Below are 23,219 nucleotides of genomic sequence, written 5' to 3' on the forward strand. Positions count from 1 at the left end.
TTCGCAGTCGACAAGCCCACCCCCGTGAAGCCCGTTCATCCTACAATCAGCCATCAATGGCGAATTGACGCAAGGGGAAACAAAGACTGCCAGCGTGATGGCCCCGATGCTGACGGATGAAACCCACTGCTCAGGCGCCGCCGCACATATGCTGCGAATCCGGCAGAGCCCAGGAGCCTTTCGCGACGGGGTCGACGGAATAAAAGACCCGGCCACGGTCGTCGTCCTTGGGGCAGTCCCTGGGAATCGAGATCAAGCACATGATGACGGGTTCGCCGACCTTCGAGGCGGCCAAGCCAGCCTCGCGATCATAGGAGACTGCGCCGCCACCATTGGTGAACGTGGCCGCGCTGCCCGCTTCGGGAGTGGCCGTTTCCAGCGGGTCGTCGCCAAGCCGCGTGGTCAGCGTCTCGATGTGCGTCGACGCGCATTGGCCGATCGCCGAAGGCAGGGGCTGATCGATATGCCCGGGGTTTCGCCGGGCGGCTTCGAGCGCCTTCTTGCCAATCAGCGCGATGTTGTAGTCCTGGACCCAGGACGGCGTATTTCCATAGGTCTGCAAGGCGTTGTTGAGCGCGCTGACGATACAGGCCGTATCGCTCTTGCAGGCATTGCGGTCAGCGATCAGCCAGCGCGCAATCTTGCGCTTGTCGCCGCCGAACGCCGGCTCGAATCCCCTGTACGCCTTTGAAACCAGCAAATCGATCGCCGACAGCTGCGGGTCGGCGCAGATCGTTTTTTCCGCAGGCAAAGCAGCCTTGGCGCAGTCGAAGGACGGCCCGTCGGCCTGTGCCGGAACGGTTCCAAGAACGGCGCCGACTAGGACGATGGCGAGCACAGACAGAAAACAGGTTCTAACGAAACATCGCATCATGGCCCCCAAGCCAACAGGACTGCCCAAGGCGCGGCCCCGCGCCGGCGCATAACATACTCCAGGATGGACAATTTGGGCGCCCGTTTCGTCGTTGAGAATGCGCAGAGGTAGCGCATTCGTGACGGAGATGTCCTACGAACCCTATTTTGGTTCGGCGGTCACAGGATCGAAGACGATTTCGACCTTTGCCTTGTCCGAGGTGTAGTAGGTGACGGTGTACCCGTCCTTGTCCCAGTCGACCTCTTTCACGTAGCGAAATCCGTTACGCTGCTCGACCTTGGCGATGATCTCCGACAGCTTCTTGGCATTGGGTGGCGGCAGCGGATTTTCATCCGCGGCAAAAGCGGGCCCGGCGAAGAGAAGAACGGCGACGGAGGTCGCAAGCAGAAATCTGGACATGGTTTTCCCTCAGGTTTCGACCGAGGGAAACTCGCTGGTGTATCGGTTGGTTCCGGAGGGCAAGGAACCGTTCGACCCGGGCCGACATTTGTCTTTCGTCCCAGTAACCTTTTGCCTTCCGTGCCAGCAAGCTTTCAAGAGAATTTGGTCGCGGCCGAACATCCAACGATTTCTTCAAGTTGGATGGTGGGCGATGCAGGGATTGAACCTGCGACCCCACCCGTGTGAAGGGTGTGCTCTCCCGCTGAGCTAATCGCCCGCTCGTTGCCCGAAGGCCAAGCGAGCCGCGATATAAGGGAGGCCGGCCCGTTAAGTCAAGGCAGTGTCTGGTGTTCCCGCACAGATCGGATTTGCGGTCCCGCCATGGCCCGTTCAGGAGAGATTTTCATCGCCGGCGCTCAGTGTGCGGCGGCGCCGATCAGCCCTCGCGCCAGATCGAGCGTCAATGCATCGAAATGCGATATCACGGCCGAGGGCTCGAACTCGCGCACATGACGGTCGGTGTAGCCGAAGTCGACGGCGACGACAGGAATGCCGGCGGCCTTGGCGGTGTCGATATCGGTTTGCGAATCGCCGACCATCAAGGCGCGGTGCGGATCGCCGCCGGCCAGTTTGATGGTTTCGATCAGGTGGCGCGGATCGGGCTTGCGGAACGCGAACGTATCCTGTCCGGCAATTGCCGCGAAATGCCTGGTCAGGCCGAGCGCCTCGATCAGCGCCAGCGAATTGGCTTCGTATTTGTTTGTGCAAATGGCCAGCAGATAGCCGGCCTTCTCAAAACGGGCGATCGCCTCGATCACGCCGGGGTAGGGGCGGGATTTGCCCGGAATGTTGTCGGTGTAGTGATCAAGGAACAATTTCAGCAGCCGGTCGTGCTCCTCGACCTTGAGGGATCGTTGCTGCGCGGCATGCGCCCGTTCGATCATCACCCGGCCGCCATGGCCCACGAAGCGCTTGAAGCCGGCCTCGTCGACGGCCGCCAGTTCGCTGGCCGCCAGGCTGTGGTTGAGGCTGTCGAGCAGGTCCGGCGCCGTGTCAATCAGCGTTCCATCGAGGTCGAACACGATGATCGGGCGACTCATGATCCATCCTGAGCAGGTTTGTGCATCGGCAGGCGATAGCGGCTGCGACGCGCTAAGGCAAGCAGACTGGTGGCGCCGCCGGCGAGGGCTTTGACCCGGCCTGCAAAAATGCTAGGAGCCCGAAACGCCAAAGCGCGTCGCGTCGAAACGGACTCATGCGACGCGCTTTGGGTCTTTGTTTCATGCATGTCGTTTTCCCAGAACCGAGGTCACTTTTGGGCGACATGCATCAGGTTTCGGGGCAGCAAGCAGTATGGATGCCAGACAATTGAAGGTCGAGGCCGCGCGGGCGGCCCTTGCCCATGTCAGCGACGGCATGCGGCTCGGCATCGGCACCGGCACCACCGCCGAGGAGTTCGTGCGGCTGCTGGCCGACAAAGTTGCCTCCGGCATGACCGTAACAGGCGTGCCAACCTCGGAACGCACCGCTGCGCTGTGCCGCGAACTCGGCGTGCCGCTGTCGACGCTGGAGGAAACACCCGAGCTCGATCTCACCGTTGACGGCGCCGACGAGGTCGACCCGGAGCTGACATTGATCAAGGGCGGCGGCGGCGCATTGCTGCGCGAGAAGATCGTGGCCGCGGCCTCGCAGCGCATGATCGTCATCGCCGACCGTTCGAAGATGGTCGAGACGCTCGGCCGGTTTCCTCTTCCCATCGAAGTCAACCGGTTCGGCCTGCGCGCGACCGAGATCGCCGTGGCCGTGGCGGCTGGAAATCTCGGCCTTTCCGGTCCGGTGAAATTGAGGATGACGGGAGGCCAGCCTTTTGTTACAGACGGCGGCCATTTTATCCTCGATGCATCTTTTGGCCGCATTCCGGATACAAGAGCGCTTTCGAATGCTCTCCACGCCATTCCTGGCGTGGTCGAGCATGGTCTTTTCATCGGGCTGGCGTCAGCGGCCATCATCGCCGGCGGCGACGGTATCGAAACTGTCCATGCCGCCCGAAAACCAGGGAGTTCTATCGATCATGATGTTGCATAACCGGGTTCGCCGTCTTTCCGTCCTCGTGGCGGCTTCGGCCGTCTTCGCGTTCTCCTCGCCTGTCTTCGCGCAGGACGTCACGGAATCGCATCTGAAGGCCGCACGCGCCGCTGTTGCCGCGATCCACGCGACCGACCCGTTCGACAACATCCTGCCGCAGGCCGCCGCGGCGCTCGAATCGCAGCTCATCCAGAAGAACCCTGACATGCAGGAGCTGATCGGCAAGACGATCAACGAGAAGGCGCTGGCGATGGCCTCGCGCCGCGCGGATCTCGAGAAGGAAGCGGCTCTTGCCTATGCGAAGGTATTTTCCGAAAAGGAACTCACCGACATCGCGGCCTTCTACAGCTCCGAGTCCGGCAAGAAGCTGCTCGATAGCGGCCCGACCGTGACGCGCGACCTCGTCAAGGCCGCCGACATCTGGCAGAACGGCGTAGCTCGCGATCTTGCCCAGCAGGTCGGCGAAACGCTGGCGGCGGCAGCAAAAGCGAAGGCGCCGGCTGCGCCTGCGCCCGCCGCCGATGGCGCCGCTCCGGCCGACAATGCTGCCCCGGCGGATGGCGCCGCGCCCGCGGACGGGTCGGCTCCTGCCGACGACACGCAGAACTGATCCTGCATTTCAAACGCGGCCTTTGCGGCCATCTATGAAGCCCGGCCTGTCCGGGCTTTTCTTTTGGTGGTTTGCGGCCTACCTGTCACTCACATTTTTTGCGTTCAAGGAGCCGCTTCATGGCCGGTTATGATTACGACCTCTTCGTCATCGGCGGCGGCTCCGGCGGGGTGAGGGCGGCGCGGGTCGCGGCGGCGCTCGGCAAGCGCGTCGGCATCGCCGAAGAGTACCGTTTCGGCGGCACATGCGTCATCAGGGGCTGCGTGCCCAAGAAACTCTATGTCTATGCCTCGCAATTTCCCGAGCATTTCGCGGACGCCGCCGGCTATGGCTGGACGGTGCCGGACGCCAGTTTCGACTGGCGGACGCTGGTCGCCAACAAGGACCGCGAGATCAGCCGCCTGGAAGCGATCTACAAGAAGAACGTCGAGGGCTCGGGCGGCGAGACCTTTCATTCGCGGGCGATGATCGTCGACCCGCACGTGATCCATCTCCTGAGCGAGGACCGCACCGTCACCGCCGATCAGATCCTGATCGCCACCGGCGGCCGTCCGGCGGCGCATCCGGCACTGCCCGGCCACGAACACTGCATCTTCTCCAATGAGGCTTTCGACCTTAAGGAACTGCCGAAGGCGATCATGATCGAGGGCGGCGGCTATATCGCGGTCGAGTTCGCCAATATCTTCCACGGCCTCGGCGTAGACACCACGCTGGTCTATCGCGGCAAGGAAATTCTTGGCCGCTTCGACATGGACCTGCGGCGCACGCTGCATGAGACGATGGAAAAGAAGGGGATAAAAATCCTTTGCCATTCCGTCTCCGAATCGGTCAGCAAGCGACCGGACGGGCGGCTCGACGCGCAGCTCATCAGCGGGCAGGTGCTGACGGTCGACCAGGTGATGCTGGCCATCGGCCGTATCCCCAACACCGAGAATATGGGGCTGGAAGGCGTAGGCATCGAGATGACCGCCGCGACGGGTGCGATCAAGGTCGATGACTATTCCCGCACCAACATCGACAACATCTGGGCAATCGGGGATGTCACCAACCGCGTGCAACTGACGCCGGTGGCGATTCACGAAGCGATGTGCTTCGTCGAGACGGCGTTCAAGGGCAATCCGACGGCGCCCGACCACGACACGATCGCGACCGCCGTCTTCTCGCAACCAGAAATCGGCACGGTCGGCTTGTCGGAGGACGAAGCCGTCAAGCGCTTCGCCGATATCGAAATATACCGCGCCAGCTTCCGGCCGATGCGGCATACGCTGTCGGGCCGTGACGAAAAGATGCTGATCAAGCTGGTCGTAGACGGCGCTTCGCGCAGGGTTCTCGGCGCTCACATACTGGGGCCGGATGCCGGCGAAATGGCACAGCTGCTCGGCATCCCACTGAAGGCGAGGCTGACCAAGGATGATTTCGACCGCACGATGGCCGTGCACCCGACCGCAGCCGAAGAGCTCGTCACCATGTACAAGCCGACCTACCGGGTGAAGGACGGCGAGCGCGTCTGACGCGCCGCCGCCAGCCTTGGCCGGCGGCTGCAGTCCAACCGCTACAGCAACGTGCCGCGCAGGATGACCAGCGCCACCGAGAAATAGATCACCAGTCCGGTGACATCGACCAGCGTGGCGACAAACGGCGCGGATGCGCTGGCCGGGTCGAAACCGATCCGTTTCAGGGCGAACGGCAGCATCGATCCCGACAGCGAGCCGAAGGTGACGATGCCGACCAGTGCAGCACCAACCGTCGCGGCAATCAGCGGCCAATGCGGGCCATAGTCGTAGAAGCCCATATATTGCCAGAGCACGATGCGGCAGACGCCGACCACGCCGAGCATGGCGCCAAGCACGAGGCCGGTGGGCAATTCGCGCAACGCCACCCGCCACCAGTCGCGAAGGCCGATCTCGCGCAGCGCCAGCGCGCGGATGACCAGCGATGTCGCCTGCGAGCCGGAATTGCCGCCGGAGCTCATGATCAGCGGGATGAACAGCGTGAGAACGATCGCTTTCTCCAGCTCGCCCTCATAGCTTTGCATCGCATTGGCCGTCAGCATCTCGCTGATGAACAGCGCGCAGAGCCAGCCGCCACGCTTCTTGATCATGGCGAGGAAGCTCATCTTCATATACGGCTCGTCCAGAGCCTCCATGCCGCCGAAGCGATGCACGTCCTGCGTGGTCTCCTCGATCATCGTGTCGATGATGTCGTCGATGGTGACGATGCCGAGAATCTTGCCGTGGTCGACCACCGGAACGGCGAGCAAATCGTATTTGGAGATCGTCTGCGCCAGGTTTTCGCGGTCGGTCAGCGGGCTGACCGTCACCGGCATGCGGTCGGGCGCCACCGACAGGATCGAGTCATCAGGCTCACCGGTGATGAGCCGGCGTAAACCCGTCGACCGCACCAGGAGGTGTGTCTGCGGATCGACGATGTAGATTGCATAGATGGTCTCGCGCGTCCGCTCGACCTTGCGGATGTAATCGAGCGTGCGCCCGACGGTCCAGTCGGAGGGAACGCTGACGAACTCCGTCGTCATGATCGAGGCGGCGCTGCCTTCGGGATAGCCCAGAATGGAAAGCAGGGTCGCGCGCAGCGGCGGGGCCAGTGCGCCGAGCAGCTCGGAGCGTGCCGGCTCGTCGAGCTCGCGCAGGATGTCGGCCGCACGGTCGACGGACATGGCGGTGAGCAGCCTACTCGCCTTGGGACGGGGCAGGGCCTCCGCCAGTTCGGGCGCGCTCTCGAGCTCAGGCTGATCGAAGATCTCGACCAGCCGTTCGAAGGGTACGGCGCAAAGCAGCTCCGTCGCGGTTTCGCGCGATTCATGATTGAGCGCCTCGACAACGTCGGCGACGTGGTCATTGGCAAGGATGCGGGCGATGGCGACGGCCTCGTCGTCCGCTACCGGGAAAAAAGCGTTCATGGCTCACTCCTTGCCGTCCGGCAGGACATGAACCATTCAGGTCACGTCTAGGCGGACGGCGGTTGCGTTCGACTGTGACTGTCGCCAGGCATGGCGCGGTGACCTTTCCGCTTGCGGGTTCGCTTTTGACTGTCTGCAAGCCGGCGCAACATAGGAGCGCGCCTTGCCGAGTCAATCGCGGTGAGGGAGGAAAACAGTGCCGAACGGCGCTGATCGCAAGACTGTGATCACCGTCCGCCGTTTGACGCGGCAAGTCCCGGTGATGTCATCGTTATTTCTGCTTCAGCCGGCGCGAGAAACGCGTCCATTTGTCCTCGACCGGCCTTGGCTGGGCCAGGATCGTGGTGAGTTCGAGGGGCAGACTCGGGGCGAGCGGCTTCTTCGTGGCGACGCCGTCGGCGATCAGGACCATCGAGTGGTAGAACTCGGTGCCGGCAGCCGATCTCGGTGCCACGGCTTCGTGCATGACACTGATCACCGTCACATCGGGGCAGTTGTCCTTGATGGCCTGGTGGAAGGCAATCTTGCCGTCAGGGTCGAGAGCACCGGTCGCCTCGTCGAGGAACAACAGTCCCGGTTGTTGCAGTATGATACGAGCCACCACCAGCTTCTGTTTCTGGCCGCCCGACAGGACCTGATCCCAGCTTTTGCCCTCGCGGCTTTCATTGGCCATGTGTTCGATGAAATCGCCAAGGCCAGCCTTGTGCAGCGCCGACGCGACCTGGGCATCGCCATGGTCGCGTTCGGAGCCCGGCAGGCAAACCAGCTGCTTCAGCGACACCTGCGGCAGCTTGACCTCCTGGGCGGCATAAAAACTCTTCACGCCCTCGGGGAAGACGATGGTGCCGCGACCATAGGGCCACAGGCCGTTGATCGCCTTGATCAGCGAGGTCTTGCCGCAACCGGATTCACCTTTCAGGAAGGTCCATTCGCCGCGCCGGAAGCGCAGGTTGGCGGAGCTGAGGAAGGGCGTCGCGTCCTCGCCCTGATGCGCCAGCTCCAGCTTCTGGATGGTCAGGCCGAAAACCGGATTCTGGCTGGCGTAGTGGAAGTCGGAACGGCCGCTCTGGCTGTAGAATTCCTGTGGGTGCTGGACATTCTCGATCGCGTTGGCGAGCTCCGTCACACGCTGGCTGTTGGCGCGAAGCGTGGCGATGGCGGGCATGACATGGATAAACCACGAACACTGGCTGATGAGCTGGGCCACCATTTCGGAGCCGGTGATGTAGCCTTTATAGTCCAAGCGGCTGTGGATGAACGGCACCAGGCCTGGAGCATAGGCTACGATACGGGCGCCGACGAAGTTGTAGATCAGCTCGAACGACATATAGCTGGTGTTAACGACATTCAGCCGTCCCCAGGTGCGATCGATGTCGACATAGAGCCGGTCGTGCATCATTTTCTGCACGCCCTCGCCATGTGAGGCGGCGACATGGAAACTGCGGCGCAGAAATGTCGTCAGTTCGCTACGATAGCTTCCCTCTGCCTTCTGCATGCGAATATTGAGACGTTCCAGCAGGCTGCCGAGCTTGACTGCGATCCAGGTATTGAGGGGCACGTAAGTGGCGACTGCGAGAAGGGCGAGAATAGCGCTGCCATAGCTGCCAAGGAACTCCAGACCTTTGACCTCCACGGACGACTGCAGCAGGTTCTGGCCGATAAAGTAGAGCGAAGTCGCCAAGCCCAGCACGCCCATGGCGAGGCCGATCGCACCGCCGGTCATGTCCTTGATCGATTCCTGGATGCGCTGGTCGACATTGTCGGGCGCAACGATGCCGCCGTCCGCGGAACCATGTTGAGCATGGAAATGGGTATGGTTGCCGTCGAGCAGGGCCTGGTTGAATTGGTCGTTCAGCCAGCCACGCCATTTGCGGTGCAAGGTTGCCGAGACGAGATTGCGTATACCGGTAAAGCCGGCATCCTTGAGCAGGACCAGCAGTACCAGTACACCGGCGTTGGTCAGGATTGTCTCCAGCGGGCGGGTGTTGGCTGCGTCGTGCAGGAAGGCGATCGAATTCACCAATTCGCCCGAAGCCACGGCGAACCACACGCTGGCCTTGCTGGACAGCGCGGTGAGCAACGCGATCACCAGCGTCAGCGTCCAGGCTTCCTTCCAGCGGTCCGAGACCCAGTAGGCTCGCATGAGCCCCCAGAAATTGCGCATCGATGATACCGGCGTCAAATACGACTGCCCTGCGGCGTCGCGGTGTAGTCCATCCGGTACTGACTCTTGCGATCGTCTGCCGATCCGAATCACGATCCCGCCCAAACCTTTTTTGTTTTGTTACGGATGGTAACACCAATTGATCATTTTCTCTTAATTTTAAACCCGGCCGACCGGATTGCCGCCGCGGCCGTTGCCCCGAGGCAACAGATCGATGGTTGGATTGCCATCGAAACGACTGACAAAGATCCGGAAATTTCTATTGATTTCAGTCTGTTGGAACCCACGAACCTTGCTGCGGTCCACCTTCCCCAAGGGAAGCTTCGTACACGGCTTTGTGAATCAAAAAACGTTTGGGCTGGCGGATTTTCTTATTGAGCACAGACCAAAACTCCGGAAAGCACGCCGTCCTTGACGTCTGATTCCTTGATGTCGTCGTCCTTGCCGGAGCGACGTCGCCAGGTGGCGCTACGGAAACAGTTTGGCGTGCAAGATCACTCTCCGTCGACCAAGGAGTCGACCTGCACCGGCGCCCAACGGCCACGGATTTTCGTCAGCAAGGCTGAAATGATAGTGAGACAGCGTCCGCTCATGTTGTCGGCGGAGGGAGCTGGCCTCAGCCGGCCTTCTCCAACTCCCCACGCGCCTTGGCGGCCGCGACCTGACGGATCGCATCAGCCAACGTGTCCGCGTCCTGCGCGCCCATCACGGCATATTTCCCCTCGAGCAGGAAGCACGGCACGCCTGTGATCCCCATGCGCGAAGCGGTGGCGATTTCCGTTCGAACCGCCTCGACATCGGCATCGCTCGGCAAGAGCGTTTCAACGACCGAGGCGTCCATGCCGGCCTCGCGGGCAGCTTCGACCAGCACGGTGTGGTCGCCGATGTTGACGCCTTCCTCGAAATTCAGCTGGAACAGGCGGCGCACCAGCCGGTTCTGAACGTCCTCGCCGGCGGCACCGGCCCAGCGTATCAACCGATGCGCGTCGAGCGTATTCGGCGCCACCTTGATGGCGTCGAAGGCAAAGGAAATGCCCTCGGCCTCGCCAAGTGGTTCGATGCGGGTATGAATTTCGCGAATGCGCTCGTCGCTGCCGAACTTGGCCAGCATGTATTCGCGGCGGTCCTTGCCTTGCGGCGGAATGGTCGGATCGAGCTGGAACGGCCGCCAGCGTATATGCACTTCGACATCTCCGGCCGCGGCGACCGCCTTGTCCAGCCGTTTCTGACCGATGAAGCACCACGGGCAGACGACGTCCGACACCACATCGACGGTTATGGCGTTCGCTTCGCTCATCTCTATCTCCGGATTTTCAGTTCGGTTTGCGCCACCAGGTCGGCAGCTGGTAACCGAATATGGGCGTCTTTCGCGGATGTTCCAGATAATTCCAGTAAGCAAGCCACTGCTGCGTGTTGTACTGCATCGGCACCATGTAATGGCCGGAGATCAGCAGCCGGTCGAGAACGCGAACCGCCGCGACGTAATCCTCCTTCGAACGGGCTCGCAGCATTGCGTCGATGGCCGCATCTATCGCCGGATCGGCGACGCCGGCGAGATTGAACGATCCCTCGGTCCTGGCCGCGGCGGACGACCAGCGCCCGATCTGCTCGATGCCAGGGGACAACGAATTGTTGAAGCCGCTGGAGCCGATCAGCACCTCGAAATCGAAACGCTGCTTGCGCGACTGGATCTGGTCGCCGTCCAGGCTGCGAATGCTGACATTGATGCCGATCTTCTCCAACGTGCGCTGATAGATGCCGGCCAAACGCTCTTCGTCCTGCGAGGCGGTCAGGATCTCAAAGCCGAAAGGTTTACCGTCGGGATCGAGCATCGTGCCATCGTTCACGTGGTAGCCGATGCTTTTCAGAAGATCGAAGGCGGTCTTCAGCACCTTGCGGTCCTGGCCCGAACCGTCCGTCACCGGCGGTTTCCAGGTGCCGTCCATGACGTCGGCCGGCACGCGGCCGGGGTAGGGCGCCAAAAGTGCCTTTTCCCTGTCGTCAGCCGGATGGCCGAGCGCGGAAAGCTCGGAATTCTGCCAATAGCTCATCGTGCGGGTGTACTTGCCGCCGAACAGATTCTTGTTGGCCCATTCGAAATCGTAAAGCATGCCGAGTGCGCGCCGAACCACCGGGTTGGAAAACTTCGGCAGCCTCGTGTTGAACAGAAAACCGGTCACGACGGGCGGAATGCCGGTGTCGAAGGTTTCAGAAACCACGTCGCCCCTATGGAAGGCGGGAAAGTCGAGATCGCGCTCGCGTTTCACCGGATCGCCGTCGTCGTCGATGGCGCAAAGGCCCTTCTTGAAGGCTTCGAGCTTGGCGTTGGCGTTGAGAAAATACTCGATGGTGATCTGGTCGTAATTGTCGAAACCGCGCTTGGCGGGAACGTCCTTGCCCCAGTAGTCGGGGTTGCGCTTGAAGACGATGCGCTGGCCAGGCGCCACCTGCGCGATCCTGTAGGGACCGCTGCCGATCAACGGCTTCAGCGTCGTCTTGTCGAAAGTATCTATGTCGAAAGCGTGCTTGGGGATGATCGGCGTCAGCGCGATGATCAGCGGAAACTCACGATCGGCCTTGTCGTTGAAGGTGAAGCGCACGCTATGGTCGCCGGTCTTTTCGAGCTTGGCGATCCTGGCCATGCGATCGCTGTAGGGTGGCCGGCCTTTCTGCGTATAGGCATCGTAAGTGAACAGCACGTCTTCCGGCGTCACCGGCTGACCATCCGACCATTTGGCATTCGGGTTGAGATGGAATTCGATGCTCTTGCGCTCGGGGTCCATGTCGGCGGTGTCTGCCAGAAGTCCGTAGAGGGTAAAAGCCTCGTCGGCACTGCGCTGCATCAGCGGCTCGAAGACTAGATTGCCGAAGATCGTGTCCATCATGCCGCGCGCCGTCGTGCGCAGGCTTTTGAGGATGAAAGGGTTCAGATTGTCGAAGCTGCCGACGACGCAATAGGTGATGCTTCCGCCCTTCGGCGCGTCGGGATTGACGTAGTCGAAATGGGCATAGTCGGGCGGCAGGGCCGGTTCGCCCTGCATCGCGATCGCGTATTTCGGTTCCGACAGCGCCGGTGACGACGACAGGGTGAAAAACGATATTGCGGTGACCAGCCAAACAAGAACGCGGCCCATGACCGTCTCCTTAACAGGTCGGCTTGATGATTCGGTCCGCACCCTAGCATGCGGCAACTGCGTGGCGGCCAATGGCGTCATCAAGAAATACAAGTGGGCGGGCTGGATTCGACACCGCTTGCAGTGTAACACGCCGTCCGAAGTCATTCTGTTGCCTCATTTTGGCAACAGGTAGGCGGACCACAGGGCACGAAGAAGCCGGTCCCGGGATCATTGAGAGGAAGTGCACGACATGACGAGCCTGAACAGCAACGCGTACCGCCTGTCGGTCATGGCCGCAGGCGTGGTTGGCTTTCTCTGCGCAGGACTTCCGTCTGCTTCCGCGCAGCAGCAGCCGCAGATTCCGCAGGGCTGGTTCAAGGCCTGCACCAAGCAGGAAGACGTCGATATCTGCAACGTCCAGAACATCGTCACGGCTGGCAACGGCCAGCTCGTCACCGGCGTCAGCCTGATCGAGCTCAAGGGCAAGGTGAACCGCAAGGTGTTCCAGGTGACGGTCCCGACCGGCCGCCTCGTGCCTCCCGGCATCGGCCTGCAGATCGACGCCGGCAAAGCGCAGAAGCTCGACTATGTCATCTGCTTCCCGGATCGTTGCGTGGCCGAAGTGCCGCTGACCGACCAGCTCGTCGCTTCGTTCAAGAAGGGGCAGGGGATCACGCTGACCTCGATCAATTTCCAGAACCAGGCCAATCCGATCAAGATCGCGCTGCAGGGCTTCAGCGGTGCCTATGACGGCCCCCCGCTGCAGCAGTCGGACATCGAGGACCGGCAGAAGAAGCTTCAGGACTTCGTCGCCAAGAACAACCAGGACTTCGCCAAGAAGCTCAAGGACGAGCAGGACAAGGCGAAGACCGCCAACTGATCCGCCATCGGGTCATTATAGAGTAAAAAAAGCGGGGTCATGCCCCGCTTTTTTCATGTCTGGTCGTTCCCGGTAGGTCGGAAGTCAGTGCCTGGACTGCCGTTTCGGCGCGTAACGCCCATCCGGCTTCTTGTCGAACATTTCCTTGATTTGCGGATGGCGGACGGGTTCTCCCGACTGATCTTCGAGCAGATTCTGCTCTGAGACATAGGCGATGTATTCGGTTTCCGAATTCTCGGCGAGCAGGTGGTAGAACGGCTGGTCCTTGCGTGGCCGTACGTCGGCGGGGATGGCTTCGTACCATTCGTCGGTGTTGGCGAATTGCGGATCGACGTCGAAAATGATGCCTCGGAACGGGAACAGCCGGTGGCGAACCACCTGTCCGATCGCGAATTTGGCCGTTTTCATCGTACTCACCACTGAATTCCTTGACTTTATTTGGCGCAGACTCCGCATCAATTCAATCCCGAGCGTCCGAGCGCCTTCAAAATAGGCGGAATGCGCAACAAAGGTTTTGATGAACGTCGCGATACCGCGGCACAGCCCGCAAAATCGCTACGGCTGCCGCGTCGGCTTCCGCAGGCCGCCCACAAGCGCCGCGAAGCCGCTGCCCGGACGCAGCCCTTCGCGCATGAAAAAGGCGCGAAGCGGTGCAAAACCACCAAGCACGCCGAGACCGACGCCACGCGCCATCTGCGCCGGCAACATATCGGAAAGAAGCGACACATTGAGCAGATTGACCGCGCTACTCCGCGCGAGGATGTCAGGCCGGCGTTTGAAATCGTAGGCCGCGAGGGCCTTGGAAGCGCCGGGGTCTCCGCGATTTTCCGCTGCGATTCCAACCAGGTCGTCGATATCTCTGATGCCTAGGTTGAGGCCTTGCGCGCCAATCGGCGGGAATACGTGCGCCGCTTCGCCGACAAGCGCCACCCGTCGCGCCGCGAAACGCAGAGGGGTCACCGTCGATAATGGATAAATCTGGCGGCCCGGCTCCACGGTTACCCGGCCCAGCATCGATTGCATCTGTTTTTCGATCCGCAAAGACAGCGTTGCGTCGTCCAACGCGGCAAGCTCCTTGGCGGTCTCGGGTTTGACCACCCAGACAAGGCTGGAGCAATTGCCCGGCAGCGGAACCTGCGTGAACGGGCCGGTCTCGGTATGGAACTCCGTAGAGGTGAAGCCATGCTCGCGGCTATGGCCAAAATTGAGGACGAGCGCCGCCTGAGGGTAGGCGCGCGCCGCCGTCGAGATGCCCGCCGCCTCGCGCGCCGGCGACAGGCGGCCGTCGGCAGCGACCGCAAGCGATGCATCGATCTCGCTGCCGTCGGCCAGCGTGGCATGAGCTTTGGCGGCGCCGAGATTCCAGGTCTTCACCATCGATCTGCGCCATTCGATCCCGGAATGCGCGGCCACCTTGCCGGCGAGCGCTGGCCCGAAGACGCTGTTGGGCAGGTTCAGGCCGAACTGTTCCTCGTCGATTTCGCCGGCGCGGAAAGTGACGACGGGGCTGCGGATCAGCCGGCCGGTCGCATCGACAATGCGCATCACCTTCAACGGTGCGGCCTTGGGTCCGATGTCCTGGAGCACGCCCAGCCGTTCGAGCACCTTCAGGGCAGGTGTCATGAGCGCCGTGGTGCGGCCATCGGGAGCCGAAACCTCAGGCCCGGCAATCGTCACCGGAAAGCCGGCATCGGCGAAGGCAAGTGCAGCGATCAACCCCGCCGGCCCCGTGCCTGCGATCAGTATCCGCGCTGTTTCCTGATGCTCCAAGGTCGGCTTCCGGCTTGCTGTGCGAGGCGGCCATCAGACCTGCCAGTCGAGAGACGCATATAGGGCAGATCATGCGGCTTGATCAACGCGGCGATTCGGCCCATTCGAGTGTCATGACCGGCCAACAGGACGATTTCAGCCACCTCGATCGCGCCGGCCGCGCCACGGCAAACGTCGCACGCAACCCACGCTTGACGGTCAACGTCGTCGTCGGTGCAAGCATCGCACTGGCCTGGCTGCTGCTTGCCGCGATGGCTATTCGTAGCGCCGAAGCCCAGATCAGCGCCCCTGGCGGCACTTTGTTGCGTAACTTGCCGCAACTGCCGCTACCGGCCGCCCTCGAACGGTTCTTCGCACTCTGCCTTTCCCCGGCGCCGCTGGACGCAAGCATCGGCCCGCGTACCATGGCGCTCATCCTCATGTGGTTTCTCATGGCGATCGCCGCGATGCTGCCATCCGCGGCGCCAATGATCCGAATTTATTGCGAGATCGCCGATACGGCGCGGATCAAGGGGGAGCCAGTCGTCCACCCACTGGTGCTGGTTGCCGGCTACCTCTATGTCTGGCTTGCCGCCTCGATGCTGTTTGCGGCACTGACACTTGCCGTCCACGCATTCGCCGCCTCCGGGGGAATATTCGATCCGGTGCTTGGCGTTGCCGGTGGGCTCGCCTTGCTGGTTGCCGGCCTATACCAGTTCAGCGGCCTCAAGGAGGCCTGTCTGACGAAATGCCGGAACCCGTTCTCGATCCTGTTTTCGAGCTGGAGCGCGAGAGCCATCCGCGTCTTCCGGCTCGGCGTCGCGCAAGGCATCTGGTGCCTGGGATGCTGCTGGGCATTGATGCTGGTGATGTTCGCAGTCGGCGTGATGAATGTCTTCTGGATGGCGCTGATCGGCGTGTTCACCCTGATTGAAAAACAGACGACGGGCAGTCTTCCAACCCGGCTGGCTGGTGCGATACTGCTTGTCTGGGCAGCCGCGCTGCTAGTAGTCTCGCTATGACGGGGGGAAATTCGATGGCAGATCAGAGCTGGGCAATGAAAGGAGAGCTCGTACTCTCCTGCAATTGCACGGTTTTTTGCCCTTGCGTCTTGTCGCTCGGCAGTCATCCTCCGACCGAGGGCTATTGCCAGACCTGGGCGGGTTTTCGTATCGACGCCGGCCATTTCGGCGAGGTCGACCTCTCCGGCCTCAATCTCGGGCTGATCATGGAAATCCCCGGTTACATGAGCCGCGGCAACTGGACCGCGGGCCTGTTCATCGACATCAGGGCCTCGGTCTACGCGGTCAAGGCATTGACCAAGATCTTTACCGGCAAGGCCGGCGGGACGACGTCGCTGCTCTCGATCCTGGTCGGCAAATTCCTGGGCGTCGAACAGGTGCCGATAACCTACGAAACGCGGGACAAGACGCGTATTTTCCAGATACCGAAGATCATCGACGGGGCAGTCACGCCAATCGCGGGCAAGGACCGCGAGAAGGATACGGTGATCACGAATTCCGAATACTGGATCGCGCCGGAGATCATCGTGGCGAGGTCCGACAAGAGCAAGATGCGGGCCTTTGGCCGCAACTGGAATTTCGGAGGCCGCTCGGCCGAAATCTGCAAGCTGGATTGGCAGGGTCCGTGAGAAAGAACACAAAGGCCCGCAAGATCGCCGGGAAGATCACCGACCGGATTCCGCGGCCGAAGAAGAAGGTCACCTGGCCGCAGGCGCGCGCGTTTTCGGTGCATCTGCTGACCGCCTCCGGTTCGTTCCTGGCTTTCCTGTCGCTGGTCGCGGCGAGCGAGGAGCGCTGGACGGCCATGTTCTGGTGGCTCGGACTGGCGCTGTTCGTCGATGGTATCGACGGGCCGATCGCCCGGAAGCTGGAGGTCAAGGAAATCCTGCCGACCTGGTCCGGCGAACTGCTCGACAACATTATCGACTATGTGACCTACGTGCTGATCCCGGCCTTCGCGCTCTATCAGCGCGGCTTCATGGGCGAAGGCCTGTCGTTCCTTTCGGCGGCGATCATCGTGGTGTCGAGCGCGATCTACTATGCCGACACCGGCATGAAGACGAAGGAGAATTTCTTCAAGGGCTTCCCCGTGGTCTGGAACATGGTGGTGTTCACGCTGTTCGTCATCGAACCGGGACAATGGGTTTCCTTCGCGGTGGTGGTGGTGGCCGGCATTCTGACTTTTGTCCCGATAAACTTCATCCATCCGGTGCGGGTGGAGCGGCTGCGGCCGATCAATCTCGGCATGACGCTGTTGTGGTGCGCCTTCGGCGCGCTTGCGCTCGCGCAGGCGGCGCTCGCCGCTTTCTACGACCAGATCGGCGTGCTGGGCGAGCAGGTCAGCACGTTCACCAAGATCGGCATTTCCGTTTCCGGGCTCTACCTTGCAACCATTGGTGGCCTCATGCAGTTGTTTCCAAACCTCGGCGCCAAAAAGGCCTGACCAGCCGCTCTTCAAGGAATCCCGTCCATGTCCAAAGCGATCCGCATCCACGCCAATGGCGGCCCCGAAGTCCTGACCTATGAGGACGCCGATCCCGGCCAGCCGGGTTCGGGACAGATCCTGGTCAGGCATACCGCGATCGGTCTCAACTTCATCGATGTCTATCATCGCTCGGGCCTCTATCCGCCGCCCGGCGGGTTTCCGCTCACTCCCGGCAGCGAAGCCGCCGGCGTGGTGCTGGAAGTCGGCCAAGGCATCGACTGGCTGAAGCCGGGCGACCGGATTGCCTATGCCGTGACGACGGGGGCTTATGCGCAAGAGCGCGTCATCGATGCCAGCAAGGTCGTCAAGGTGCCGGACGGCATCAGCGACGAACAGGCCGCCGCCATGATGCTGAAGGGCATGACCGCGGAATATCTCTTGCGCCGGACCTTCAAGGTGAAGGCAGGCGACACGATCCTGTTTCATGCCGCGGCCGGCGGCGTCGGGCTCATTCTGGGCCAATGGGCGAAGCATCTCGGGGCGACGGTCATCGGCACCGCCAGCTCTGCCGACAAGATCGAACTGGCCAAGGCACACGGCTTCGCTCATGTCATCAACTACAAGGAACAGGATTTCGTCGCCGGCGTGGCCGCAATCACAGGCGGCGGGAAATGCGACGTCGTCTATGACTCGGTCGGTAACGACACATTTCCGGCCTCGCTCGACTGCCTCAAGCCGCTCGGCATGTTCGTCAGCTTCGGCCAGTCCTCGGGACCCATCCCGCCGTTTTCGATGTCGCTGCTGGCGCAGAAGGGCTCGCTGTTCGCAACCAGGCCGACGCTGTTCGTCTACAATGCAAAACGTGAGGACCTCGACGCCTCCGCCGCCGCGCTATTCGAGGTTGTGCTCAGCGGTGCGGTCGAGATCAAGATCAATCAGCGCTACGCGCTGAAAGACGCGGGCAAGGCACATCAGGATCTCGAGGGACGCAGAACGACAGGCACGACCATCCTGGTTCCCTGAGGACAGTTTGCCTTGGTTTTTAGCGTCCTGCCGCAGCGGCGGGCATGGTTTGCACGAAAAGCCGGCCAGCCGTATCCTTATGTGACGAAGGCTAATCTTTACCCTTGAGTTTCCGCTGAAATTCTTGAAGCTCTTTCAAGTTGGGTGCTGCTTTCGCACGAGAGCCGGCCGCGCATACGATGCTTGCGGGAACACAGAACATGTCCGGTAATCCGGATGGGAGGCACTGTGAGTGCAAATCATGATGGGGCGAACCTGCTCGAGGTTCGTGGCCTGACCAAGATATTCGGCACGCTGACAGCGTGCGACCATATCGACCTCAACATCGCCAAAGGTGAAATCCACGCTTTGCTCGGCGAGAACGGCGCCGGCAAATCGACGCTGGTCAAGATGCTGTTCGGCTCGCTGGAGCCCAATTCGGGCGAGATTTTCTGGAACGGTCAAGCGGTGCGGATCACCAGCCCGGGCGTTGCCAAGAAGCTCGGCATCGGCATGGTGTTCCAACATTTTTCGCTGTTCGAGGCGCTGACGGCAGCCGAGAACATCGCGCTGTCGCTCGATGACGGCTCGCCGATCAGCAGCATCGCGGCCAAGGCCAGGGCGCTTTCCTACAGTTACGGCCTGCCGCTCGACCCGGAATCGCTGGTCGGCGACCTTTCGGTCGGCGAACGCCAGCGCATCGAGATCATCCGCTGTCTGCTGCAGACGCCACAACTCATCATCCTGGACGAGCCGACATCGGTGCTGACGCCGCAGGAAGCCGACAAGCTGTTCGAGACGCTGGAGCGGTTGCGTTCGGAAGGCAAATCGATCCTCTACATTTCGCACCGGCTCGAAGAGGTCAAACGCATCTGCGACCGCGCCACGGTGCTGCGGCACGGCAAGGTGGTCGGTCACTGCAACCCGCGCGAGCAGACAGCCTCATCGCTCGCGCGCATGATGGTCGGCAGCGAGGTGCAGGCTGTGGTGCGGGCGCCGGTCGAGGGGATCGAAACCGCGCAGCCGCTGCTCGAAATCCGCGGCCTCAACCGCAAGCCGGCAACGCCGTTTTCCATTCCGCTCAAGAACGTCAGCCTCAATGTCCGCGCCGGCGAGGTGATCGGCATTGCCGGTGTCGCCGGCAATGGCCAGGGTGAGTTCTTCGAGTCCGTCTCCGGCGAGGTTTTGCAGCACGATGCCGCCTCGGTGCGCATCCGCGGCAAGGACGCCGGCGGCCTCACCATTACCGGGCGGCGCCTGCTGGGGGCTGCCTTCGTGCCGGAAGAGCGTCTCGGCCATGGTGCCGCGCCGCGCATGAAACTCTCGGAAAACCTCTTGCTGTCGCGCCATGCCACGGACGGCACGGCTTTTGTCGGCACCGGTGGCATGGTCAAGAGCGGCGCCGTCTACGCCGCCTCACAACGCATCATCGAGGCAATGGATGTTCGCAAAAGCGCGCCGGATCCTGACGCGGCGGCACTTTCGGGCGGCAATCTGCAGAAATTCATCGTCGGCCGCGAACTCGACCGCCGGCCAAGCGTGATGGTGGTGAACCAACCGACATGGGGCGTCGACGCCGGAGCCGCCGCGCACATCCGCCAGGCCTTGATCGAGCTCTCTCGCAGCGGATCGGCCGTATTGGTGATCAGCCAGGATCTGGACGAGCTGTTCGAGATATCGGACGCGATCGCCGTCATGCACAATGGCGAACTCTCGAAGCCGATGCCGATCGCCGAAGCGACTTTCGAGAAGGTCGGCTTGCTGATGGGCGGCGCCGAACCCGGCCACGCCGAACACACGCTGGAGACGGCATGATGCGCCTCGAACTCGTCAAACGCCCGCAGCGCTCGGCGCTGTTTTCGATGCTGTCGCCGTTCATCGCCTTCGCGCTGACCATCATCGCCGGAGCCATTATGTTCGCGCTGCTCGGCGTCAACCCACTCAACGCATTCAAGATCTATTTCATCGAGCCGATCAGCCAGGTCTGGCAGTTGCATGAGCTGGCAATCAAGGCCGCACCGCTGATCCTGATCGCTGTCGGCCTGTCTGTCTGCTACAAGGCCAACATCTGGAACATCGGCGCCGAGGGCCAGTTCATCTTCGGTGCCATCTTCGGCTCCATCATTCCGGTGCTGTTTCCGCAATTCGAAGGCCCGCTGGTGCTGCCGCTGATGCTTCTGCTCGGCATGGTCGGCGGTGCGGCCTACGCGGCGATCCCCGCCTTGCTGAAGACCCGGTTCTCCACCAACGAAATCCTGACCAGCCTGATGCTGGTCTACGTCGCGCAGCTGTTCCTCGACTGGCTGGTGCGCGGTCCCTGGCGCGATCCGCAGGGACACGGCTTTCCGCAGACGATCCAGTTCGGCGACTCGGCCGTGCTGCCGGAGCTGATGCCGGATGCCGGGCGCGCCAATTGGGGCTTCGTCTTCGCCCTGGTTGCGGCGGTGCTGATCTGGATCCTGATGGGCCGCATGCTCAAGGGTTTCGAGGTCCGCGTGCTGGGCTCCAGCCCGAGGGCAGGGCGGTTCGCCGGCTTCGGCCTCAACCGTATGGTGTTCTTCGCCTTCCTGCTGTCTGGAGCACTCGCCGGCCTTGCCGGTATCTCGGAGGTTTCCGGCGCGATCGGGCAACTGCAGCCCGTGATTTCGCCCGGCTATGGCTTCACCGCCATCATCGTGGCCTTCCTCGGCCGCCTCAATCCGCTCGGCATCGTCGCCGCGGGCCTGGTGCTGGCGCTGACCTATCTCGGCGGCGAGGCGGTGCAAAGCGCGCTCGGCATTTCCGACAAGGTGGCGAGAGTGTTCCAGGGGATGCTGCTGTTCTTCGTGCTCGGCTGCGACACGCTCATTCATTACCGCATCCGCTTGATCGGCCTGGCGCTGACGAAACAGGAAGCCCCCGCCAAGCTCGAGGCCGCACCAAAGTTGAAGGAAGCCCGCTGATGGACATCACGGTCAACATCCTCCTGACCATCGCAACTGCGGCGACGCCGCTCTTGATCGCGGCGATCGGCGAACTGGTGGTCGAACGCTCCGGCGTGCTCAATCTTGGTGTCGAAGGCATGATGGTCATGGGCGCCGTCGGCGGCTTCGGAGCCGGTTACCTGACCGGATCGCCCTGGATCGGCCTCCTGGCGGCAATCGTCGTGGGAGCGCTTTTCTCCCTGCTGTTTGCCGTCATGACGCTGTCGCTGGCCACCAACCAGGTGGCGACCGGCCTGTCACTGACGCTGCTCGGCCTCGGCCTCTCCGGCATGATGGGAACGCGTTTCGTCGGCCAGCCCGGCGTCAGGTTGCCCAATCTCGACATTCCCGGCCTCAGCTCTATTCCGGTCGTGGGTAGGCTGCTTTTTGGCCAGGACCCTGTATTCTACATTTCGATCGCGCTGACGGCCGCGGTAATGTGGTTCCTGTTCAAGACGCGTACCGGGCTGACGCTGCGTTCGATCGGCGACAGCCACACATCGGCGCATGCGCTCGGCATCAAGGTCATCCGCTACCGCTACCTCGCGGTCATCTTCGGCGGCGCCTGCGCCGGTCTTGCCGGCGGGCATCTGTCGCTCGTCTATACGCCGCAATGGGTCGAGAACATGTCCGCTGGCCGCGGCTGGATCGCGCTGGCACTGGTGGTGTTCGCATCCTGGCGGCCGTGGCGGGTGCTGGCCGGCGCCTACATCTTCGGCGCGGTGTGGATCGGCCAGCTTCATGCACAGGCTTTTGGCATTCCGGTGCCCTCGCAGATGCTTTCTTCTCTGCCCTATCTGGCAACCGTCGTGGTTCTCGTTCTAATCTCGCGCAACAAGCGTCTGACGATGATGAACACGCCGGCCTCCCTGGGGCAGCCATTCGTTCCGGATCGTTGACAACAACAAAAAGACGGGAAGCTCCAAGGCTTAACACAGAGAGGTAACACAATGAAAAAACTGCTTATTGCCCTGATGACAACGACAGCGGCCTTGTCGCTGGCGGCCTCCGCGGAGGCTGCCGCCAAGTTGAAAGCCTGCTGGGTCTACACCGGCCCGATCGGCGATTTCGGCTATTCCTACCAGCACGACCAGGGCCGCCTCGAGGTCGAGAAAGCGCTCGGCGACAAGGTCGAAACCGCCTATCTGGAGAACGTCTCCGAAGGCCCCGACGCCGACCGTGCCTTCGAGCGTCTGGCGCGCGAAGGCTGCAAGATCATCTTCGGCACGTCGTTCGGTTTCATGGACGCCGAAGTGAAGGTCGCCAAGAAGTTTCCCAAGGTAATGTTCGAGCACGCCACCGGATACAAGACCGGGGACAATCTCGGCATCTACAATGCGCGCTTCTATGAAGGCCGCTATGTGCTCGGCCAGATCGCGGCCAAGGAATCGAAGTCCGGCGTCGCCGGTTACATCGTCTCCTTCCCGATCCCGGAAGTGGTGATGGGCATCAACTCCTTCATGCTCGGCGCACAGTCGATCAATCCGAACTTCAAGGCCAAGATCGTCTGGGTGAACTCGTGGTTCGATCCGGGCAAGGAAGCGGACGCCGCCAAGGCGCTGTTCGACCAGGGCGCCGACATCATCGTCCAGCACACCGACTCGACCGCTCCCCTGCAGGTAGCCGAAGAGCGCAAGCTGCATGGCTTCGGCCAGTCGTCCGACATGATCAAGTTCGCGCCGCACGCGCAGCTGACCTCGCTGACCGACGAGTGGGGTCCGTACTACATCAGCCGCGTGCAGGCAGCTATCGACGGCACCTGGAAGCCGGACAATGTCTGGCTCGGCATCAAGGACGGCGCGGTCAAGCTCGCGCCCTTCACCAACATGCCTGACGACGTGAAGGCGATGGCCGAAGCGACCGAAAAGAAGATCGCCGGCGGCTGGAACCCCTTCACCGGGCCGATCGCCAAGCAGGACGGCTCGGCATGGCTGAAGGACGGCGAGGTCGCCGACGACGGCACGCTGCTCGGCATGAATTTCTACGTCAAGGGCGTCGACGACAAGCTGCCGCAGTAAGCGGCAGATCAC

Annotated in this window: 22 protein-coding genes and 1 tRNA gene; 13 read left to right on the forward strand and 10 right to left on the reverse strand. The window is 62.0% G+C overall.

Features of this window, described 5'->3' with window-relative positions:
- Positions 1–130: 130 nt before the first annotated feature.
- The 4 genes from LB543_RS18510 to LB543_RS18525 all read right to left on the reverse strand — a co-directional run bounded on the left by LB543_RS18510 (position 131) and on the right by LB543_RS18525 (position 2,355).
- The gene (locus LB543_RS18510; RefSeq protein ID WP_224615091.1) at positions 131–874 is read right to left on the reverse strand and encodes a lysozyme inhibitor LprI family protein; all 744 of its coding nucleotides are present in this window, start codon (positions 872–874) and stop codon (positions 131–133) included.
- A 141-nt stretch (positions 875–1,015) separates the two neighbouring features.
- Complete coding sequence (locus LB543_RS18515; RefSeq protein ID WP_140812805.1) at positions 1,016–1,273, reverse strand: PepSY domain-containing protein; 258 nt, start codon at positions 1,271–1,273, stop codon at positions 1,016–1,018.
- 184 nt (positions 1,274–1,457) lie between these two features.
- Positions 1,458–1,532, reverse strand: a tRNA-Val gene (locus LB543_RS18520).
- A 139-nt stretch (positions 1,533–1,671) separates the two neighbouring features.
- A complete protein-coding gene (locus LB543_RS18525; RefSeq protein WP_224615092.1) occupies positions 1,672–2,355 on the reverse strand; it encodes a phosphoglycolate phosphatase in 684 nt (227 codons plus the stop codon).
- Positions 2,356–2,608: 253 nt separating this feature from the next.
- Here LB543_RS18525 and rpiA point away from each other — a divergent pair, with 253 nt between their 5' ends.
- The 3 genes from rpiA (at position 2,609) to gor (ending at position 5,461) form a co-directional block, all read left to right on the forward strand.
- Complete coding sequence (rpiA, locus tag LB543_RS18530) at positions 2,609–3,340, forward strand: ribose-5-phosphate isomerase RpiA (protein WP_224615093.1); 732 nt, start codon at positions 2,609–2,611, stop codon at positions 3,338–3,340.
- On the forward strand, positions 3,327–3,950 hold the full coding sequence (locus LB543_RS18535; protein WP_140812808.1) for a DUF2059 domain-containing protein: 624 nt from the start codon (positions 3,327–3,329) through the stop codon (positions 3,948–3,950). Before rpiA ends, LB543_RS18535 begins: the two co-directional genes overlap by 14 nt.
- A gap of 119 nt (positions 3,951–4,069) precedes the next feature.
- Positions 4,070–5,461, forward strand: coding sequence for a glutathione-disulfide reductase (gene gor / locus LB543_RS18540; RefSeq protein ID WP_224615094.1), 1,392 nt, complete (start codon positions 4,070–4,072; stop codon positions 5,459–5,461).
- A 41-nt stretch (positions 5,462–5,502) separates the two neighbouring features.
- Here gor and mgtE read toward each other — a convergent pair whose 3' ends face one another.
- Both mgtE and LB543_RS18550 read right to left on the reverse strand, forming a co-directional pair.
- Positions 5,503–6,867 carry a magnesium transporter gene (gene mgtE, locus LB543_RS18545; protein ID WP_224615095.1) on the reverse strand — a complete coding sequence of 455 codons (1,365 nt, stop codon included), beginning with the start codon at positions 6,865–6,867 and terminating at the stop codon, positions 5,503–5,505.
- A 271-nt stretch (positions 6,868–7,138) separates the two neighbouring features.
- Positions 7,139–9,031 carry an ABC transporter ATP-binding protein/permease gene (locus LB543_RS18550; protein ID WP_224615096.1) on the reverse strand — a complete coding sequence of 631 codons (1,893 nt, stop codon included), beginning with the start codon at positions 9,029–9,031 and terminating at the stop codon, positions 7,139–7,141.
- A gap of 66 nt (positions 9,032–9,097) precedes the next feature.
- On the opposite strand from LB543_RS18550, the gene LB543_RS18555 reads away from it, so the two are divergent.
- A complete protein-coding gene (locus tag LB543_RS18555; RefSeq protein WP_181178564.1) occupies positions 9,098–9,409 on the forward strand; it encodes a hypothetical protein in 312 nt (103 codons plus the stop codon).
- A gap of 238 nt (positions 9,410–9,647) precedes the next feature.
- Here LB543_RS18555 and LB543_RS18560 read toward each other — a convergent pair whose 3' ends face one another.
- The gene (locus tag LB543_RS18560; RefSeq protein WP_224615097.1) at positions 9,648–10,328 is read right to left on the reverse strand and encodes a DsbA family oxidoreductase; all 681 of its coding nucleotides are present in this window, start codon (positions 10,326–10,328) and stop codon (positions 9,648–9,650) included.
- Between the two features lie 16 nt (positions 10,329–10,344).
- Entirely contained in the window at positions 10,345–12,165 is a 1,821-nt protein-coding gene (locus LB543_RS18565) for an extracellular solute-binding protein (protein ID WP_140758687.1), read from the reverse strand.
- A 232-nt stretch (positions 12,166–12,397) separates the two neighbouring features.
- On the opposite strand from LB543_RS18565, the gene LB543_RS18570 reads away from it, so the two are divergent.
- Entirely contained in the window at positions 12,398–13,027 is a 630-nt protein-coding gene (locus LB543_RS18570) for an invasion associated locus B family protein (protein ID WP_140758686.1), read from the forward strand.
- An 84-nt stretch (positions 13,028–13,111) separates the two neighbouring features.
- Here the strand turns inward: LB543_RS18570 and hspQ are convergent, their stop codons facing one another.
- Complete coding sequence (gene hspQ, locus LB543_RS18575; protein ID WP_027142695.1) at positions 13,112–13,435, reverse strand: heat shock protein HspQ; 324 nt, start codon at positions 13,433–13,435, stop codon at positions 13,112–13,114.
- 147 nt (positions 13,436–13,582) lie between these two features.
- A complete protein-coding gene (locus LB543_RS18580) occupies positions 13,583–14,797 on the reverse strand; it encodes a UbiH/UbiF family hydroxylase (RefSeq protein WP_224615098.1) in 1,215 nt (404 codons plus the stop codon).
- Between the two features lie 71 nt (positions 14,798–14,868).
- Here LB543_RS18580 and LB543_RS18585 point away from each other — a divergent pair, with 71 nt between their 5' ends.
- The 8 genes from LB543_RS18585 (at position 14,869) to LB543_RS18620 (ending at position 23,207) form a co-directional block, all read left to right on the forward strand.
- Positions 14,869–15,798, forward strand: a complete 930-nt coding sequence (locus LB543_RS18585; RefSeq protein WP_224615099.1) for a DUF2182 domain-containing protein — start codon at positions 14,869–14,871, stop codon at positions 15,796–15,798.
- Positions 15,799–15,812: 14 nt separating this feature from the next.
- Positions 15,813–16,427, forward strand: coding sequence for a DUF1326 domain-containing protein (locus tag LB543_RS18590; RefSeq protein WP_224598099.1), 615 nt, complete (start codon positions 15,813–15,815; stop codon positions 16,425–16,427).
- Complete coding sequence (gene pcsA / locus LB543_RS18595) at positions 16,424–17,242, forward strand: phosphatidylcholine synthase (RefSeq protein WP_318012981.1); 819 nt, start codon at positions 16,424–16,426, stop codon at positions 17,240–17,242. The genes LB543_RS18590 and pcsA overlap by 4 nt, the downstream gene beginning before the upstream one ends.
- 27 nt (positions 17,243–17,269) lie before the next feature.
- Positions 17,270–18,247: a quinone oxidoreductase family protein gene (locus LB543_RS18600; RefSeq protein WP_224615100.1), complete on the forward strand. Its 978-nt coding sequence runs from the start codon at positions 17,270–17,272 to the stop codon at positions 18,245–18,247.
- A 216-nt stretch (positions 18,248–18,463) separates the two neighbouring features.
- On the forward strand, positions 18,464–20,041 hold the full coding sequence (locus LB543_RS18605; RefSeq protein WP_224615101.1) for an ABC transporter ATP-binding protein: 1,578 nt from the start codon (positions 18,464–18,466) through the stop codon (positions 20,039–20,041).
- A complete protein-coding gene (locus LB543_RS18610) occupies positions 20,038–21,168 on the forward strand; it encodes an ABC transporter permease (RefSeq protein WP_140758679.1) in 1,131 nt (376 codons plus the stop codon). Before LB543_RS18605 ends, LB543_RS18610 begins: the two co-directional genes overlap by 4 nt.
- Positions 21,168–22,088 carry an ABC transporter permease gene (locus tag LB543_RS18615; RefSeq protein WP_140758678.1) on the forward strand — a complete coding sequence of 307 codons (921 nt, stop codon included), beginning with the start codon at positions 21,168–21,170 and terminating at the stop codon, positions 22,086–22,088. Before LB543_RS18610 ends, LB543_RS18615 begins: the two co-directional genes overlap by 1 nt.
- 51 nt (positions 22,089–22,139) lie before the next feature.
- Positions 22,140–23,207 (forward strand): BMP family ABC transporter substrate-binding protein, encoded by a 1,068-nt coding sequence (locus tag LB543_RS18620; protein WP_224598094.1) that lies wholly within the window; start codon positions 22,140–22,142, stop codon positions 23,205–23,207.
- Positions 23,208–23,219: the final 12 nt, after the last annotated feature.

This window comes from Mesorhizobium sp. ESP7-2 (assembly GCF_020164715.1).
Taxonomy (GTDB): domain Bacteria; phylum Pseudomonadota; class Alphaproteobacteria; order Rhizobiales; family Rhizobiaceae; genus Mesorhizobium.